Here is a 16,989-nt window from a genome sequence, read left to right as displayed (position 1 = left end):
ATCGAGATGATCGACCAGCACTTCCGCGATCAGGTCCTGGCCTGGTCCCAGCAGCCGCCGTCAGGTCCGGTTCCGAGTGCCGCACGCCAGACCCTGGACGCGCTCTTCACCGCGCAACTGCGCAGCCGACACGTCGACTTCGCGGCTCGCGAACTCCAAAAGCAGGGGCGGGCCTTCTACACGATCTCCTCTGCCGGGCATGAAGCCAACGCGGCCGTAGCCCTGGCGTTGCGACCGAGCGATCCAGCGCTGTTGCACTATCGCAGCGGCGCCTTCTTCGCCGCCCGCGCGGGGCAGGTCGCGGGCTCTGCGATAGACGACCTACTGCTGTCGCACATGTGCGGTGTCGACGATCCGATCTCGGGTGGTCGCCACAAGGTGATCGGTCACCCAGATCTGGCGATCATTCCGCAGACCTCGACCATCGCCTCACATCTGCCGCGAGCGTTGGGCGTGGCCTTCACCATCGGGCGTACGAGGACCCGCTGGCCGCGCGACGCCGTCGTCGTGACGTCCTTCGGTGACGCATCTGCCAACCACTCGACCGCGACCGGTGCCTTCAACGCCGCCGGTTACCTGAGCCACCAGGGCGTACCCCTCCCGCTCCTCTTCGTCTGCGAAGACAACGGCATCGGCATCAGCGTGCGTACGCCCGCGGGTTGGACCGCGCGTTCCCTGGCCAGCCACCCCGCCATCGACTACCACTTCGCCGACGGGTCGGACCCGGACGAGACGCTGCGCGTCTGCCACGAGGTGGTGGCGTCGATCCGCGAACGCCGCCGCCCCGCGATACTGCACCTGAAGACCGTACGGTTCCTCGGCCACGCCGGCTCCGACGCCGAGATCGCCTATCGCAGCAGCAAGGAGATCGCCGCCGACCACCCACTCGATCCACTGCTCGGCACGGCCCGCGCGCTGATCCTCGCCGGAGTCGACCCGGCCGACGTCGCGGCGCGTTACGAGGACGTACGCCGCGAGGTTGCCGAGGCGGCTACGTCCCTTCCCGTGACCCACCTGGCGACGCCGGCTGAGGTGATGGCCCCCCTCGTCGCGACATCGGCCGACGAGGTGGCTAAGGCGGCAACGTTGTCTGCGGGTCGTGATCGCCGACTCCACGTGCACGGCAACCTGCCCGAGGAGGGTCCGCCGTTGACGCTCGCCCAGTCGATCAACGCGGCGCTGACCGACCTGATGGCGTACGACGACAGCACGTTGGTGTTCGGCGAGGACGTCGGCGTCAAGGGTGGTGTCTACGGCGTGACGCGCGGACTGCGCAAACGCTTCGGTGCCTCTCGGGTCTTCGACACCCTGCTCGACGAGCAGACCATCCTCGGCGTCGCGTTGGGTGCGGGCGTCTCGGGCGCGCTGCCGATTCCCGAGATCCAATACCTGGCCTACCTGCACAACGCCGAGGACCAACTGCGCGGTGAGGCCGCATCGCTGCGCTTCTTCAGCAACGGGCAGTTCCAGAACCCGATGGTCGTACGCATCGCGGGCCTGGCCTATCAGCGCGGCTTCGGCGGGCACTTCCACAACGACAACTCGGTGGCCGTGCTGCGCGACATTCCCGGCTTGATCCTGGGTGTGCCGTCGTGTGCGGCCGAGGCGCCTCGGATGCTGCGCACGATGGCCGCGCTGGCCCGGGTCGAGGGACGGGTCTGCGTACTCCTCGAACCCATCGCGCTCTATCACTCGCGAGACGTGGTCGACGGCGACGGCGGCTTGCTCGCGTCGTACGCCGCACCCGAGGCGTGGGAGCCGATCGCTGAGTTGGGGCGTACGACCCTGTATGCCGACGGCGCGGCGGTTGACACGTTGGTCATCACGTTCGGCAACGGCGTCCACTTGTCCCGACGCGCGGTGCATCAGGCGGGCGTACCCGCCGACGTCCTCGACCTGCGTTGGCTCTCGCCGCTGCCCGTCGAAGAGATGTGTGCTCATGCCGCGCGCTACTCCAGGGTGGTCGTCGCCGACGAGACCCGGCACAGTGGGGGTGTGGCCGAAGGCATCGTGGCCGCGCTGGTGGACGCTGGCTACGACGGCACCATCACCCGGCTCAACAGCGAAGACACGTTCATCCCCCTCGGCCCCGGCGCGGCCACCGTGCTGCTGAGCGAGGACCAGATCGTCGCAGCCCTGCGTGGCTGACCAATCCCAAGGAGACACCATGACCGACGTATCCACCGACCTGCGCGTCGAGGCCGAGGCTGCTGCCCGCGCGTGCGGGGTCGACCTGGCTGCTCACGCTGGCGACCAGGAAGGACGCTCGCCGCTCACCGGTGCCGTGGTGTCGTCGTTGCGCTGGGACTCGGCCGACGACGTCGCAGGCGTGGTCGCGGCTGCCTCCAAGGCGTTCTCGACGTGGCGCGACGTCCCCGCGCCCGTACGCGGCAACCTGATCAAGCGCTTCGGCGAACTCCTGTCGCAGCACAAGGAAGACCTCGGCACCCTGGTGTCGATCGAGGTCGGCAAGATCACCAGCGAAGCGCTCGGTGAGGTGCAGGAGATGATCGACATCTGCGACTTCGCGGTCGGGTTGTCGCGGCAGCTCTATGGCTACACGATGCCGTCGGAGCGTCCCGGCCACCGCCTGATGGAGACCTGGCACCCGCTCGGCGTGGTCGGCGTGATCTCGGCGTTCAACTTCCCGGTCGCGGTGTGGTCGTGGAACACCGCGCTGGCCCTGGTCTCCGGTGACACGGTCGTCTGGAAGCCCTCGGAAGCCGCGCCGCTGTGCGCACTGGCCTGCAACGCGTTGATGCAGCAGGCGTTGACCGAGCAGGGGTACGACGCCGCGATCAGTCAGGTCGTGATCGGTGACCGCGCGGTCGGTGAGGCGCTGGCAGCTGACCGCTCCGTGGCGCTGCTGTCCGCGACCGGTTCGTCGCGGATGGGCGGCGAGGTCGCGCCGATCGTGGCCGCGCGCTTCGGTCGGTGCCTGCTCGAGCTCGGTGGCAACAACGCGGCAATCGTGACTCCGAGTGCCGATCTCGACCTGACGGTGCGCGGCGTGGTCTTCTCGGCCGCAGGCACCGCGGGGCAGCGCTGCACCACGATGCGCCGCGTCATCGCGCACACCTCGGTGGCCGCCGAACTCACCGATCGCATCGCGTCGGCGTACGCCAAGCTGCCGGTCGGCGACCCGCGTGTTGAGGGCACTTTGGTCGGGCCCCTGATCAACGAGCGGGCGTACGACGGCTTCACCGCCGCAGTCGCGCGGGCCGTCGACGCGGGCGGGACGGTCGTCGCGGGTGGGTCGCGCGCGCTCTCCGAGGAGTTCCCCGACGCGTACTACGTGCAGCCGACCGTCATCTCGATGCCGTCCCACGACGAGGTGATGCACACCGAGACGTTCGCGCCGATCCTCTACATCACGGCGTACGACGACCTCGACGACGCGATCGGCTTCAACAACGAAGTGCCCCAGGGGCTCTCGTCGAGCATCTTCACCTCCGATCAAGCCGAGGCCGAGTTGTTCCTGTCCGCGCGCGGCTCGGACTGCGGGATCGCCAACGTCAACATCGGCACTTCGGGTGCCGAGATCGGTGGCGCCTTCGGTGGCGAGAAGGAGACCGGCGGGGGCCGCGAGTCGGGCACCGATGCCTGGAAGTCCTACATGCGGCGTGCGACCAACACGATCAACTACTCCGGCGAACTCCCGCTCGCGCAAGGGGTCAAGTTCGACGTGTGACCCCGGCTCGGTGGTTGAGGAGGCCGCGCCGCGGCCGTCTCGAAACCATGCTGTCCCCGGTGGTTGAGGAGGCCGCGCCGCGGCCGTCTCGAAACCGTGCTGTCCCCGGTGGTTGAGGAGGCCGCGCGGCGGCCGTCTCGAAACCGTGCTGTCCCCGGTGGTTGAGGAGGCCGCGCGGCGGCCGTCTCGAAACCGTGCTGTCCCCGGTGGTTGAGGAGGCCGCGCCGCGGCCGTCTCGAAACCATGCTGTCCCCGGTGGTTGAGGAGGCCGCGCCGCGGCCGTCTCGAAACCATGCTGTCCCCGGTGGTTGAGGAGGCCGCGCCGCGGCCGTCTCGAAACCACACCGAACTAACTGGAAGATCACTGCCACCACGTGACAGTGATCTTCCAGATGCCGGTGCCGGGTGGGCCGAGCAGCACGACGTTGCGGGCTTCGGCTCAGGAACGCCGCCGGAGGTCGAGTGCGGCGACCTGCTGGCGGGCGGCGGGTTGGGCGTCGAAGTCGAACTCCTCCAGGGTCTTGACGGCGGCGAACCCGGCGGCGCGGATGCGCAGCCGGGCGCCGGAGGCGTTGCGGGCGGCGACCTCGCGGTCCAGGACCGCGGCGAGGTAGTCCTCGTGGGTCCAGCTCGGCGTCGCGGGCCTGGTCGGCCAGCCGGGCCGGCGGACTCGGTGATCCGGGGTGCCTTGAGGGCGGCTGCGAGGTAGTGTGATCTGCCTTGACCGCGTCGGTCGTGGCGGTGTTCTTGGCCGGCCATCAGCATGACCCCCTCACCGGTGTCGCCGAGGCCGAACGCGCGGTCGTAGTCCAGGCAGGTCCCGGCCCAGGTCGTCGACCGGCCGTCGATCGGGCGGGGCTGCTTGGAACTGCTGCGCGCAGGCCGCGCGGCGGTCTGCGACGTGGACGGGGTCGGTGACCACCGCGGTCCCTCTGGCCCACGACCTCGGGGTGGTCGGCGACCAGGCGGCCCTCGAGCGCGGACCCGGACGCGGTCGCAGGTCGCGCGGTCACCTCGACCATCCGGCCGATCGCGTGGGGGTCGACGGAGTAGTCGTTGGTGTCGACGCGGACGTAGTAGTCGCCGCCCGAGCCGGATCCTGTTGCGCCAGCCCAGATGCAGCGGGACCGGCGGCAGCGGCGAGCATCGCGGCCAGATCGGCGTCCAGGCGCGCGATCGGTGGACGCGGCCTTGGTGGTGCGGACCACCCGGGCGTTCGCGCGGGTCAGCCAGTCGGTGAACTGGGTGTTGAAGTCTGCCGGTGAGACTCGAACGTGCGCCCGGGCATGAACGAGGTCTCGAACCAGCCGTTGCGGCGCTCCACGATGCCCTTGGACTCCGGGTCCCGCGGCGGCAGCAGCACCAGCCGGGTCGCCAAGGTGCCCATGAACGCCGCGACCCCTTCCGCGCGGCGCTGGCCCTCGGCCGATGCCGGGCTCGTTGTCCCAGAGCAGCCGGCGCGGCACCCGCGCCGAGCTGCCCGAGCAGCTCCCACGATCCCGAGCAGCAGGTCCTCGGTCTTGCGGGTCGGGATCATCAGCCCGAGTCACGAACCGGGAGATGCGCGGCCGTGATCACCAGCACCGGCAGCAGCCGCGAGGTGCCGTCCTCCAGCGGGATCTTCCTGCGGCGGGAACCACAGATCGCACTGCGCCGCGTCCCCGGGCTCCCAGACGATCCGATCCGCCGGGTCGACGCGCCGGTAGCTCAGGGCGCAGCCGCTTCACGTTCTCGCGGAACCACCGTGATCGACCCGGTCCAGCCGACCCGCTCGGCGAGCACCGTCGCCGGCATGCTCCGGCTCGTCGGCCAGCAGCGCCCGGACCCGCGCCTCGAACTCCGTGAACGATGTCGGCCTCGGCGTCACGCACGTACCTCGGCGGCGCATCCGAGGTCGACCGCCTTGATGACCGTGGTCCGCGAGATCCCCAACCGCTCAGCGATCCTCGCCTTCGGCACCCCCTCCGCAGCCAGCCTCCGGATCAACGCCCAGTCCTCCAAAGTGATCACTCTCCAATCGTCGAGTGTTCACAAGCCGAGTCCCCCGCCCCTTTGGGGCGTAGACCGGCGGCGGGGTGCGGTTGAACTTTTGTCGCAATGTCTTTGGTTCGCCAGACGCGGGGGTGCTTGGGGACCTAGTGTCGCGACCGCTCTGGGTGGGCCGCCGCCGTCTCGGCTTTCGGAGCAGTCGCACCTCTACCGGAAGGCCGCTCATGCAGATCAGCCTCTGAGTCCACCGAGCCGCCGTGCCGTCACTCGAGCTGCGGCCTGGAGCGTCCCTGCGATCTCTCTGGCCACAGCAGCACCGGCGTACGCCAGCAGCCTCATAGGCGTGGCGGTGGCGGCCAGCGCGAGCCCGACGACTGTCGCAGTTGGCGAGACGGTCACGGTGACCCTTGCCGTGACCAACTACGGGCCCTACGCGTCGTATATGACAATGGAATTGGTCTATAGCGGAGTCCAGTTCGTCTCTGCCTCCTCGTCCAGCAGGCTTTGGGGTTTTCCGACCCCGGTCTTTTTTAATCGCTACGACATGGGCGTCACGACAGAGACGATAACTTTGATAGTGCGCAAGACAGCTAACACGGGCCAGGTTGACGGCTATCTCTCGGGCAGGATCCCCGACCCTGACGAAAACGATAACTTTTTCTCCATAACGATTTTCTGACGCAGTTCGACGGCGCGGGTCCGGGGCGCACTCTTGTCGCGAATTGTCCGTTAGGCGGACACGGTGGCAGTTAGTGCCCTAGCCTCGTGATCGCTCTGGTCGGTGGCTCGGAAGTCTCTGCTCTCGGAGCAGCCATTTCTCCCTCAAATCGGAAAGCCCCCTCATGCACGATCAGCTCTCGAGTGCCGCGGATTTGAAGTTGTTGGACGGTTGGCCTTCGCCAGGATCTGATCGGCGGTCTTGGTCCACACGAACGGATGCGCTCTTTCGTGCCAGCCGTCGATGAAGGCGCGGATCTTGGCGTTGAGGTCCTTGACCGACTTGAACACCCCGCGGCGGATCGCCTGCCGCTCGACGATGCCGAACCAGACCTCGACCAGGTTCATCCAGGAGGCATGGGTCGGGGTGAAGTGCACGACGAAGCGCGGGTTGTCGGCCAGCCAGGTCTTCACGTTCAGGTGCTTGTGCGCGGCGTAGTTGTCCATCACCAAGTGCAGCTCGACCGGCTGCCCGTCGGCGTCGCGGACGTCGCGGTAGGCCCGCTCGATCTGCTTGAGGAACGCCAAGAACTCTTGATGACGATGGCGCGGCTTGAGCGCCGCGGTGACCTGCCCGGTCGCGATGTCGAGCGCTGCGAACAGCGTGGTGGTGCCATGCCGGTAGTAGTCGTGCGACCTGCGCTCGACCTTGCCCGGTTGCATCGGCAAGATCGGGACCGTCCTGTCCAGCGCCTGGATCTGGGACTTCTCGTCCACGCACAGCACGATCGCGTTCTCCGGCGGCGCCAGGTACAGCCCGCAGATGTCGGTCACCTTCCCGACCAGCTCGGGGTCGGTGGAGAACCGGAACGACTCCGCCTTCCACGGCTTGACGCCGTAGGCCGACCAGGCTCGGGCGACCGACTTGTGGGAGATCTTCAGCCGGTTGGCCAGCAGCCGGGTGGACCAGTGCGTGACACCGAGTTTCTTCGGTGGCGGCTTCAACGTCTCGGCCACGATCGCCCGGTGATCGAGCTCCCGCGGACGTCCCGAACGCGGAGCATCTGCCAGCCCCGCCAGTCCCTTGGACTGGTAGCGATCCCGCCAGCCCAGCACCGTGGTCACCGTCGCACCGACCAACTCCGCGATCCGCGTATTCGCCACCCCGTCGGCCGCGAGCAACACGATCCGCGCCCGCTTCGCCGCCGACGCCGGCACCGTCGAAGCCCGGGCCCACCGCTCAAGCTCCTCGCGATCGCCTGGACGCAGAACCAATGCAGGAGCAGGACGATTCGCCATGCCTCATGATTTCAGATCCCAACTATCTAGGAACTTACGACACGCGGCACTAGTCCACCGAGCCGCCGTGCCGTCACGCGCGCCGCAGCCTGGAGCGTCCCTGCGGTCTCTTTGGCCGCTTCCGCGCCCGCCTACGCCACTAGTCAGCCGGTTCCGGTGAGCGGGCTGGACTTGGCGATCCAGCGGGTCACTCCACCAGGCGATGTCGCTCAGGTGGAGCTCCCGGCTCACGGTCACCAACTACGGTCCGTCTGACGCCTCGCTCTTGCAACTGAGCGTCTCCTTTGGCTCCAACGCAACCTTCGTCAGCATCAATGGAGCGCTCTGGTATCCCCTGAACGTTCCTCCCGTTGGCTCGTCACTCCCGCTTTCGCTCGGGAGTGATGAGTTGCTGGCGGGGGATAGCAGCACCGTGACCCTGATCGTCGGACGCACTCCGAGCAATGGCTTCTCGAGTCTGAGTGCAAAGGTGGAGGGTGACGGCGCCACGGGTGACTATGTCCTGTTCACTATTCACATTTAGTGAAACACCCTCTTGTCGCGATTTGTCAGTTCCCCGGACGCGGTGGCGGTTAATGCCCTAGCGTGGCGTTCGCTCTGGTCGGTGGCCCCGGAAATCTCGGCTCTCGGAGCAGCCATTTCTCCCTCAAATCGGAAGCCGCCTCATGCACGATCAGCCCTTTAGTCCACCGAGCCGCCGTGCCGTCACGCGTGCCGCGGCCTGGAGCGTCCCTGTGATCTCCCTCGCCGCAGCAGCACCGGCGTACGCAAGCAGCGCCATCGGTCTCAAACTCGAGGTGACCGCGGACAAGACCGTGGTTGCGCTCGGTGAGACGGTGACGATCGTGTTCACGTTGACGAACATGGGGCCCGACGAGGAACCGAATGGCGGACTCGCAATCACTTTGGGTTCCGTGTTTGACGTGGTGAGTTATCAAGGCACTCCCGGCACATACAGCAACAATCTCGGCTTTGACGGGTGGGTTCTCCCCGTCGAGTCAATGACGTTCACGGTGGTGGCTAAGCGCAAGTGGACTGGAGATGGATGGGTAGACGGTCAGGCATATGGCTCTAACCCGGATCCTTATACGGGCGATAACACCGTAGGCATTCGCTGGGTGGACCGAAGCTAGCCACGATCTTGCGGAAACTGCTCCCCGGGGTTCGTGGCCCAATCGAGTGGCCCGATCGCCGTAGGCTTGAGGCTACGATGTGACCGGGGCCACATGGCCCGCGCGGGCGTTGTTCGCATGGATAACCAGGGTCCGCGTTGCTCCACCCCAACCGTGCTGAAGGCAGACGCCTGCGCAGACTCGGAGGAGCTCATGAAGATCTCGGTCAACGGCACGACCTGTCCCCTGGAGGGCACCGCGCCGCACACCAACCTGCTCGACTTCGTACGAGGTCAGGGGTTCACCGGCGCCAAAGAGGGTTGCGCCGAGGGTGAGTGTGGCGCCTGCGCGGTGCTCGTCGCTCGCCCCGATGGCGACGGTGGCTCGCGCTGGGTGTCCATCAACGCGTGCCTGGTCCCTGCCGCTGCGTACGACGGCCAGGAGGTTGTCACCGCCGAAGGCCTGGGCTCGCCCGATGATCTGCACCCCGTGCAGGCAGCGATGGCCAAGGCTGGTGGCTCCCAATGCGGCTACTGCACGCCCGGTTTCGTGTGCTCGATGGCAGCCGAGTACTACCGCCCCGACCGGGTGGCTGCGCAGAGTAGAGACCACGAACACGAACACGGCCCCAACGGGTTCGACCTCCACGCCCTGAGCGGCAACCTGTGCCGGTGCACCGGCTATCGCCCGATCCGCGACGCGGCGTACGAGCTGGGCGACCCCGCTGGCGACGACAGCCTCATGACCCGCTGCACTCACCCGGCGCCCGAAGCGCGCCCGACCGATCTCAAGGATTCGAGCGGGAGGTTCGTACGACCGGCTGATCTCACCGCAGCACTCGCCCTGCTCGCCGATGTACCCGACGCGTTGCTGGTCGCGGGGTCGACCGACCACGGTGTCGACGTCAACATCAAGGGCGCCCGACCGCCACTGGTGATCGCGATCGATCGCCTCGCAGAGCTGCGCGAGTTGGACCTGGGTGGTTTGGAGGGTTTCGAGACGGCCGCTGCGCGGCCTCCTCAACCACCGACTTCGCCTGGGGCGGTGGTTCCTGAGGAGCCGACGGAGTCGGCGTCTCGAAGGCCTCCTCAACCACCGGACGCCGCGGCGGTTTCTGAGCCACCCGACTCACCGGTGGTTGAGGAGGGGCGCAGCCCCGTCTCGAAACCACTCACCCTCGGGGCGGCGCTGACCCTCAGCGAGATCGAGCAACACCTCGGCGAGCGGGTACCCCTGCTCAATGCACTCTGGCCTCAGTTCGCCAGCCGCCTGATCCGCAACGGCGCCACACTCGGCGGCAACCTCGGCACCGGCTCGCCGATCGGCGACGCCCCGCCCGCCCTCCTCGCACTCGAAGCAAGCCTCATCTTGGCTAGCGCCCAAGGTGAGCGGGAGGTCGCCCTCAAGGACTACTTCACCGGCTACCGCGAGACCGTGAAGCGCAACGACGAGCTGATCAAGGCGATCACGATCCCGCTCCCACTGGCCAAGATCACCGCGTTCCACAAGATCGCCAAGCGACGGTTCGACGACATCTCCAGCGTCGCGGTGGCGTACGCCTTCGACGTCGAGGACGGCGTCATCACCAAGGCGCGCATCGGGCTGGGTGGCGTCGCCGCAACCCCGATCCGGGCGTACGACACCGAGGCCGCGCTGGAAGGACGGCCTTGGACGAAGGAGACCGTCGAAGCCGCCGCCACGATCCTTGAGAAGGAGGGCACGCCGATGGGTGACCACCGCGCCAGCGCGCCCTATCGCAAGGCGATGTTGCGCCAGTCGCTGCGCAAGTTCGGGAAGGAGTCCTGATGAGCACGCTCAGCCAGCGCCCCGACCACGCGATCGTCGGTCAGGAGCACCCACACGAGTCCGCCGCCCTCCACGTCACCGGGCACGCGCTCTATACCGACGACCTGGTGCACCGCACCAAGGACTGCCTGCACGCTTGGCCGGTCTCGATCACGCATGCGCATGCGCGGATCACGAAGCTCAACACCGAGCCGGCGTACGACATCCCAGGCGTGGTCCGCGTCCTCACCAAAGAAGACGTGCCCGGAGTCAACGACGCTGGCATCAAGCACGACGACCCCCTCTTCCCCGACGAGGTTCGCTATGTCGGACACGCGATCTGCTGGGTGCTCGGCGAGACGCTGGAAGCCGCCCGGCTGGGCGCGCAGGCGGTCGAGGTCGAGACCGAGCCGCTGTCCTCTTTGATCAACGTCAAGGAAGCCATCGCGGCGCACAGCTTCCAGGGTGGCCAGCCCACCGTGGCGCGAGGCGACGTCGAGGCCGGCTTCGAGAGATCGACGCATGTGTTCTCCGGCGAGTTCGAGTTCGCGGGCCAGGAGCACTTCTATCTGGAGACCCACGGCTCGCTCGCGATGGTCGACGAGAGCGGCCAGATCTTCATCCAGTCGAGCACCCAGCACCCCACCGAGACCCAAGACATCGTCAGCCACGTCCTCGGGATCGACGCGCACGCAGTGACGGTGCAGTGCCTGCGGATGGGCGGCGGTTTCGGCGGCAAGGAGATGCAGCCGCACGGACTCGCCGCCATCGCCGCGCTCGGCGCGACACTGACCAACCGGCCGGTCCGGCTGCGGCTCAACCGCAACCAGGACATCACCATGACCGGCAAGCGGCACGGGTTCCACGCCGACTGGCGGATCGGGTTCGACGACGACGGCCGGATCCAGGCTCTCGACGCGACACTGACCTCCGACGGTGGCTATTCGCTCGATCTGTCCGAGCCGGTGTTGGCGCGCGCCCTGTGCCACATCGACAACGCGTACTGGATCCCCGACCTGCGCGTGCACGGCCGGATCGCGCAGACCCTCAAGACCTCGCAGACCGCGTTCCGCGGCTTCGGCGGCCCGCAGGGAATGCTCGTGATCGAGGACATCCTCGGCCGCGTCGCGCCACTGCTCGGGATCGACCCCGCGCAACTCAGAAGACGCAACTTCTATGTCGAGGGCCAAGACACGCCGTACGGCATGCCGGTGCGCCACGCCGAGCGGATGCCGGAGATCTGGGACCAGGTGCTGGAGTCCAGTGCGTACGCCGACCGTCGGGCCGAGATCCATGAGTTCAACAAGACTCACGAGCACACCAAGCGCGGCCTCGCGATCACGCCGGTGAAGTTCGGGATCTCGTTCAACTTCACCGCGTTCAACCAGGCCGGCGCACTCGTCCACGTCTATAAGGACGGCTCGGTCCTGGTCACCCACGGCGGCACCGAGATGGGCCAGGGCCTGCACACCAAGATGCTCCAGGTCGCGGCGACCGCGCTCGGCGTACCCCTCAGCAAGGTGCGGCTCGCACCCACGCGTACGGACAAGGTGCCCAACACCTCCGCGACCGCTGCCTCCACGGGCGCGGACCTCAACGGCGGCGCGGTCAAGGCGGCCTGCGACGAGATCCTCGGCCGCCTGCACGAGTTCAAGGCTGCGAAGGGCCTGGCCGACGACGTGACGTGGGAGGAGTTGGTCAACACCGCCTACTTCAACCGGGTCAAGCTCTGGGCGGCCGGCTTCTATGCCACCGAGGGTCTGCACTGGGATTCCTCGATCATGCAGGGCGTGCCGTTCAAGTATTTCGCGTACGGAGCGGCCGTCGCCGAGGTCGAGGTGGACGGGTTCACCGGGGCGTACACCACTCGTCGAGTCGACATCGTCCATGACGTCGGCGATTCTCTCTCTCCGATCGTCGACATCGGCCAGATCGAGGGCGGCTTCGTGCAAGGCGCGGGCTGGTTGACGTTGGAGGACCTGCGTTGGGACGAGAGCGATGGACCGAACCGTGGTCGGTTGTCGACGCAGGCGGCGTCGACCTACAAGCTGCCGAGCTTCTCCGAGATGCCGACCGACTTCCGGGTCACGCTCTACGACAAGGCGCACGAGGACGGTGCGATCTATGGCTCGAAGGCAGTGGGAGAGCCGCCGCTGATGTTGGCGTTCTCCGTACGCGAGGCGTTGCGCGCCGCGGCCGAGGCGTTCGGCCCCGACGGGGTGTCGGTGGATCTTGCGTCGCCCGCGACTCCGGAGGCGGTGTGGTGGGCGATCGAGGCGGCTCGTGCCGGGCACGCCGACGACCCGGCCAATGCGCACGTGAGCCTCGACGGTCATATCCCGCCGCAGCCTGACGCAGATGCGCGCCCGCTCCGGCCGCACTCCGAGGCCGCCGCGCAGTGGTCTGGCTCGGGTCAGATGGCACGCACGCTGCTGCCCACCGAGGACCACCCGTGAGTTGGGTGCGCGCCGTCGCGGACCTGCGTACGACGCGTACGCCCGGGGTGCTCGTCACAGTCAGCGCGGCACGCGGTCACACCCCGCGTGCGCCCGGAGCCAAGATGGTCGTCACCGACGACGAGACCTGGGGCTCGGTGGGCGGCGGCAACCTGGAGGAGGTGGCGATCCGGCGGGCGCGCGAGTTGATCGTCGGTCGGGCCGTCGCCGCCGAGTCGCTCACCCTCAACCTCTCCGACAAGGCGCAGACCGAGCACGGTCGCCAGTGTTGCGGCGGCGAGGTCACGCTGCTGCTCGAACCCCTGCCGGTCGTACCCGCTGTCGCGATCTTCGGCCTGGGCCACGTCGGTCGGGAGTTGGCGCACATCCTGGTCCGCCACGACATCGAGCTCTGGCTGGTCGACTCCCGCGCCGATGCTGTCGCTGCGGCTTCGTGCTCCCCGGTGGTTGAGGAGCCGGCGCAACCGGCGTCTCGAAACCATCGAAACCACCCAAACCACCCCGCCACCATCCACACCCGCCACGCGATCGTCCCCGAACTCGTCCTCGGTGAGGTCCCCGCGGGCACCGACGTCTTGATCATGACTCACGACCACGCAGAAGATTTCGCGCTCTGCGACGCAGCACTGCGCTGCGGCCACCTCGGGTCGATCGGGGTCATCGGCAGCGACGTGAAGTGGCAGAGGTTCGTACGCAATCTGCGCGCCGAAGGCCTCGATCCCGACTCGATCCGGTCCCCGATCGGACTGCCCGCGCTTGCCGGCAAGGAGCCGGCCACGATCGCGCTGGCCGTGGCCGCCGAACTCGTCGCCTCCTGGCAGCAGTCGGTGGTGGAGACGCCATGACGCAGACGCTCTACCGCGCCCGCGTGTTCGATACCCCCGACAACCCGTTCGCCGGCGGCACGCTGCGAGCCGACGCGGACGCCGGGATCCTCGTGGAGGGTGGCCGGATCACGGCGCGGGATTTGTACGACAGCCTCCGAGCGACACACCCCGACGCCGACGTCATCGACCTGCGCGATGGCATCCTCCTGCCCGGCCTCGTCGACACCCACGTGCACTATCCGCAGGTCCGCGTGATCGCCGGGCTCGGGATGCCGCTGCTCGAGTGGCTCGACAAATGCGCCCTGCCGGAGGAAGCGCGCCTGGCCGACCGGACGTACGCCGAAGCAGTCGCCCAAGACTTCGTCCACGGCCTGGTCTCGGCAGGGACGACGACGGCGCTCGTCTTCGGTTCGCACTTCGCGACCGCCGTTGATGCTCTCTTCGCCGAGACCAGCCGGGTCGGCCTGCGCGTCACTTCCGGTCTGGTCGTGAGCGACCGGCTGCTGCGTCCCGAACTGCTGAGCACTCCCGATCGGGCGTACGACGAGGCCGTCGCGCTCGCTGACCGCTGGCATGACGTCGGGCGTACGCGTTATGCGGTGACGCCGCGCTTCTCGTATTCGGCTGGCGAGCCGATGCTCGACTCGTGCGAAGCCGTGCTCAAGGACCGACCTGGCACCTGGTTCACCTCGCACGTCAACGAGAACCCGCTCGAGATCGCGTCGGTGGCGAAACTCTTCAAGGAAGCCCAGCACTACGTGGATTCGTACGACCGCCACGCCCTGCTCTCGGCCAATGCGGTCCTCGCGCACAACGTGCACGCGACCGACCATGAGCTCGACGTGCTCGCCGACCGCGGGACCGCGGTTGCGCACTGCCCGACCTCTAATGCGGCGCTCGGGTCGGGTCTCTTCTCGCTGCGCCGCCATGTCGCGCACGGCGTGGAGGTCGCGCTCGGTTCGGACGTGGGAGCGGGTACGGGTTTCTCGATCTTCAAGGAGGGGCTCCAGGCGTACTTCATCCAGCAACTCCTCGGCCCCGCCGTCGGCCTCGAACTCACCTCGACGCACCTGCTTCATCTCGCCACCGCGGCTGGCGCCTCGGCGCTGGGGATGTCGGACACGTGCGGTGATCTCAGCGTCGGCAAGGAGTTCGACGCGATCTGGCTGCGACCGGTGACCGACGACCCGCTAGACGTGGGCTTGCGCCATGCCGCCGACGACTCCGACGCGTTGGCCAAGATCTTCGCGCTGGCCAGTGCCGTCGATATCGGTGCGGTCTGGGTCGGCGGCGACGAGGTGCAGGGCCCGGCCGAAGGCTGGTGAGGCAGTCGGCTTAACGGGTGCGTGGGTGCCACCAGGTGGCCACGAGGCGCCCACTAAGGGCCGGGAGCCCCCCACCCCCAAAAGAGGGGACCCCGGATCTGGTCTTGGTGGTCGACTCGGCTCCTTAGGCTCCCGGGCGTGGAAGGACTGCCGCAGGCCGGCGACGCATTCGGGCGGTACGACATCGTGCGGCGACTGGGCGAACGCGACGGGGCGGTGACCTATCGCGCGATTCAGCGCGACTTGCAGCGCGAGGTCATCTTGACGCTCCTGGCGCGAGACACCGGCTCGACCCAGGAGCATCGAACTGCTTTCCTGGCTCGTGCCCGGGCGATGGCGCACGCTGAGTCCGGAGTGGAGGTCCTCGACGCCGGCGAGATCGACGGCATGGCGTTCTTCGTGACTCAGCCGGTGCCGCACGAGAAGCCCGACGATGAGCCGGAGGAGGCGCCCGACACTGCGACTGAGATCGAGATTGGGGGACTCGATCAGACGGTGATCGCACCGTTCGAAGCCGCGAGCACTCCGGACGTCATGGAGGCGCCTGCAGAAGAGGTGGATCTGTCCGAGGCGGAGGTCGAGGTTGCGGCCCCAACCCCGCCCACGTCCGTACGCCCACGCGGTCGGCGCGTACGCATCCTCGTCGGCGCCGCCGTCGCGCTAGCACTGGCCGCTGCGACGGGTGTGGCGATTCGCCAATCGTTGACGCTCAACGACGACGAACTCGCTCTTGCCAAGCAGATGGGAGTTTCTCTCCAGGCGGTCAACCCCTGGACATCTGAAGAAGCGGCACGCTGCGCCAGCGAAGGGCTCGTCAAGGAGAGGGGCTTGGATGCCGTCGTCGCGTCGAGCGACCTCGTCGACTCTGAGTTCCAGGCCTTCGCGAGAACCCCGAATGGTGCCGGTCTGGCTGAGACCTGGTTCACCGAACTTCTGGCCTGTGATCCCGCCGCGCGCGACTCGATGGCCGGTGCCGCCTCGGCGACGGCGAGCCAGCCCGAGCAGTGCTATCGAGACGAGCCCGAGGCCGACCTGGCGCATGCCTTTGCCGCAGTGCTCCTGGACGGTGCGCAGGACGATCGTTCGGACGCCACGTCGGCGCGCTTGGTCGAGTGCCTCGGGCTCGTCTCGAATGTCACGGACGTCGCCAACGGCAACCACCGCGCGACCCTTTCGGTCGAGGTGGCATCTGCCCCGCTCGTACCTCCCGCGAGCGGGATGAAGATCAAAGGAAAGATCTACAGCCCCACGGAGTCGTTGCGGGTGCCGTTCTCGAGGCTTGGGGCGCAGTCGCTCACAGTCGTGACGTTGTTCGACGGTGTGTCAGGCCCTGGGGCGACAGTGCACGGGGTGTCGCCGTTCGGTGCGCCCGCGGCGCCGAGGCTCGCCGCGGTCGTGCCTGAGGAGCGAAGCGTGCTCTTCCGTCTAGCTTCGCCCTCGACTCCACGGCGGCAAGTTCCGCTCGTTCGAGTGGCGCCGAAGCACCGGCAAGTGGCGCAGTTCTGGGAAGGAAGTCAGGGTCGCGACCAACGAGGGGGGCGAGGAGGCGTGTGTCTACATTCGGGCCACGGCCGGAACCAGAGAGGACTCAGCCTCCAGTCCGGCGCGGCGCTTCTGCGGCCGGGCCGCGCCCAGGACGGTGGTTCTACGCGACAACGGCGCCTGCGACGGGCAAGGCGACGACTCGGCCAATTGTCGCAACCTCGATGTCGTCGTCACCGGTTTCCGCAGTGGACAGGAGTACGCCATCACGACGCTGGCGAACGGCGACTCGACGACCTGTGTGGCCTCCGACGGCAGTGAATCGCCGTGCTTCGACACGGTCACGGCCGGGGCGAACGGTCGGGG

General features: G+C 67.8%; 14 protein-coding genes. 11 read left to right on the top strand and 3 right to left on the bottom strand.

Annotated elements, in window-relative coordinates; genetic code table 11:
* Positions 1–6: 6 nt before the first annotated feature.
* The 4 genes from V9G04_17320 (at position 7) to V9G04_17305 (ending at position 4,609) form a co-directional block, all read left to right on the top strand.
* Positions 7–2,148 (top strand): thiamine pyrophosphate-dependent enzyme, encoded by a 2,142-nt coding sequence (locus V9G04_17320; GenBank protein ID MEI2714996.1) that lies wholly within the window; start codon positions 7–9, stop codon positions 2,146–2,148.
* 19 nt (positions 2,149–2,167) lie between these two features.
* Positions 2,168–3,691, top strand: coding sequence for an aldehyde dehydrogenase family protein (locus tag V9G04_17315; protein ID MEI2714995.1), 1,524 nt, complete (start codon positions 2,168–2,170; stop codon positions 3,689–3,691).
* Positions 3,692–3,983: 292 nt separating this feature from the next.
* Complete coding sequence (locus V9G04_17310; protein MEI2714994.1) at positions 3,984–4,400, top strand: hypothetical protein; 417 nt, start codon at positions 3,984–3,986, stop codon at positions 4,398–4,400.
* An 11-nt stretch (positions 4,401–4,411) separates the two neighbouring features.
* The gene (locus V9G04_17305) at positions 4,412–4,609 is read left to right on the top strand and encodes a hypothetical protein (protein ID MEI2714993.1); all 198 of its coding nucleotides are present in this window, start codon (positions 4,412–4,414) and stop codon (positions 4,607–4,609) included.
* Positions 4,610–4,916: 307 nt separating this feature from the next.
* On the opposite strand, the gene V9G04_17300 is transcribed toward V9G04_17305, so the two are convergent.
* Positions 4,917–5,228, bottom strand: a complete 312-nt coding sequence (locus V9G04_17300; GenBank protein ID MEI2714992.1) for a hypothetical protein — start codon at positions 5,226–5,228, stop codon at positions 4,917–4,919.
* Between the two features lie 326 nt (positions 5,229–5,554).
* Positions 5,555–5,701 carry a helix-turn-helix domain-containing protein gene (locus V9G04_17295; GenBank protein ID MEI2714991.1) on the bottom strand — a complete coding sequence of 49 codons (147 nt, stop codon included), beginning with the start codon at positions 5,699–5,701 and terminating at the stop codon, positions 5,555–5,557.
* A gap of 322 nt (positions 5,702–6,023) precedes the next feature.
* On the opposite strand from V9G04_17295, the gene V9G04_17290 reads away from it, so the two are divergent.
* Positions 6,024–6,359 carry a hypothetical protein gene (locus V9G04_17290; GenBank protein ID MEI2714990.1) on the top strand — a complete coding sequence of 112 codons (336 nt, stop codon included), beginning with the start codon at positions 6,024–6,026 and terminating at the stop codon, positions 6,357–6,359.
* Positions 6,360–6,520: 161 nt separating this feature from the next.
* Here V9G04_17290 and V9G04_17285 read toward each other — a convergent pair whose 3' ends face one another.
* Positions 6,521–7,636 carry an IS630 family transposase gene (locus tag V9G04_17285; protein ID MEI2714989.1) on the bottom strand — a complete coding sequence of 372 codons (1,116 nt, stop codon included), beginning with the start codon at positions 7,634–7,636 and terminating at the stop codon, positions 6,521–6,523.
* 734 nt (positions 7,637–8,370) lie between these two features.
* Here V9G04_17285 and V9G04_17280 point away from each other — a divergent pair.
* The 6 genes from V9G04_17280 to V9G04_17255 all read left to right on the top strand — a co-directional run bounded on the left by V9G04_17280 (position 8,371) and on the right by V9G04_17255 (position 16,944).
* Positions 8,371–8,769 carry a hypothetical protein gene (locus V9G04_17280; protein MEI2714988.1) on the top strand — a complete coding sequence of 133 codons (399 nt, stop codon included), beginning with the start codon at positions 8,371–8,373 and terminating at the stop codon, positions 8,767–8,769.
* Positions 8,770–8,961: 192 nt separating this feature from the next.
* Positions 8,962–10,554: an FAD binding domain-containing protein gene (locus V9G04_17275; GenBank protein ID MEI2714987.1), complete on the top strand. Its 1,593-nt coding sequence runs from the start codon at positions 8,962–8,964 to the stop codon at positions 10,552–10,554.
* Positions 10,554–12,989: a xanthine dehydrogenase molybdopterin binding subunit gene (gene xdhB / locus V9G04_17270; protein ID MEI2714986.1), complete on the top strand. Its 2,436-nt coding sequence runs from the start codon at positions 10,554–10,556 to the stop codon at positions 12,987–12,989. The genes V9G04_17275 and xdhB overlap by 1 nt, the downstream gene beginning before the upstream one ends.
* Entirely contained in the window at positions 12,986–13,834 is an 849-nt protein-coding gene (gene xdhC, locus V9G04_17265; GenBank protein MEI2714985.1) for a xanthine dehydrogenase accessory protein XdhC, read from the top strand. Before xdhB ends, xdhC begins: the two co-directional genes overlap by 4 nt.
* On the top strand, positions 13,831–15,141 hold the full coding sequence (locus tag V9G04_17260; GenBank protein ID MEI2714984.1) for a guanine deaminase: 1,311 nt from the start codon (positions 13,831–13,833) through the stop codon (positions 15,139–15,141). Before xdhC ends, V9G04_17260 begins: the two co-directional genes overlap by 4 nt.
* A gap of 138 nt (positions 15,142–15,279) precedes the next feature.
* On the top strand, positions 15,280–16,944 hold the full coding sequence (locus V9G04_17255; protein MEI2714983.1) for a hypothetical protein: 1,665 nt from the start codon (positions 15,280–15,282) through the stop codon (positions 16,942–16,944).
* The last annotated feature ends 45 nt before the right edge of the window (positions 16,945–16,989 follow it).

The sequence above is a fragment of the Nocardioides sp. genome (assembly GCA_037045645.1).
Taxonomy (GTDB): Bacteria; Actinomycetota; Actinomycetes; order Propionibacteriales; family Nocardioidaceae; genus Nocardioides.
Note: the sequence above shows the minus strand (reverse complement) of the source record. Positions and strands in the feature narration are given on the sequence as shown.

What these genes read in the sequence shown, in the direction of transcription:
- V9G04_17320 (MEI2714996.1), top strand. Translation starts at nt 7, where the DNA reads ATGATCGACCAGCACTTCCGCGATCAGGTCCTGGCCTGGTCCCAGCAG.
- V9G04_17315 (MEI2714995.1), top strand. Translation starts at nt 2,168, where the DNA reads ATGACCGACGTATCCACCGACCTGCGCGTCGAGGCCGAGGCTGCTGCC.
- V9G04_17310 (MEI2714994.1), top strand. Translation starts at nt 3,984, where the DNA reads ATGCTGTCCCCGGTGGTTGAGGAGGCCGCGCCGCGGCCGTCTCGAAAC.
- V9G04_17300 (MEI2714992.1), bottom strand. Translation starts at nt 5,228, where the DNA reads ATGATCCCGACCCGCAAGACCGAGGACCTGCTGCTCGGGATCGTGGGA.
- V9G04_17285 (MEI2714989.1), bottom strand. Translation starts at nt 7,636, where the DNA reads ATGGCGAATCGTCCTGCTCCTGCATTGGTTCTGCGTCCAGGCGATCGC.
- V9G04_17275 (MEI2714987.1), top strand. Translation starts at nt 8,962, where the DNA reads ATGAAGATCTCGGTCAACGGCACGACCTGTCCCCTGGAGGGCACCGCG.
- xdhB (MEI2714986.1), top strand. Translation starts at nt 10,554, where the DNA reads ATGAGCACGCTCAGCCAGCGCCCCGACCACGCGATCGTCGGTCAGGAG.
- V9G04_17260 (MEI2714984.1), top strand. Translation starts at nt 13,831, where the DNA reads ATGACGCAGACGCTCTACCGCGCCCGCGTGTTCGATACCCCCGACAAC.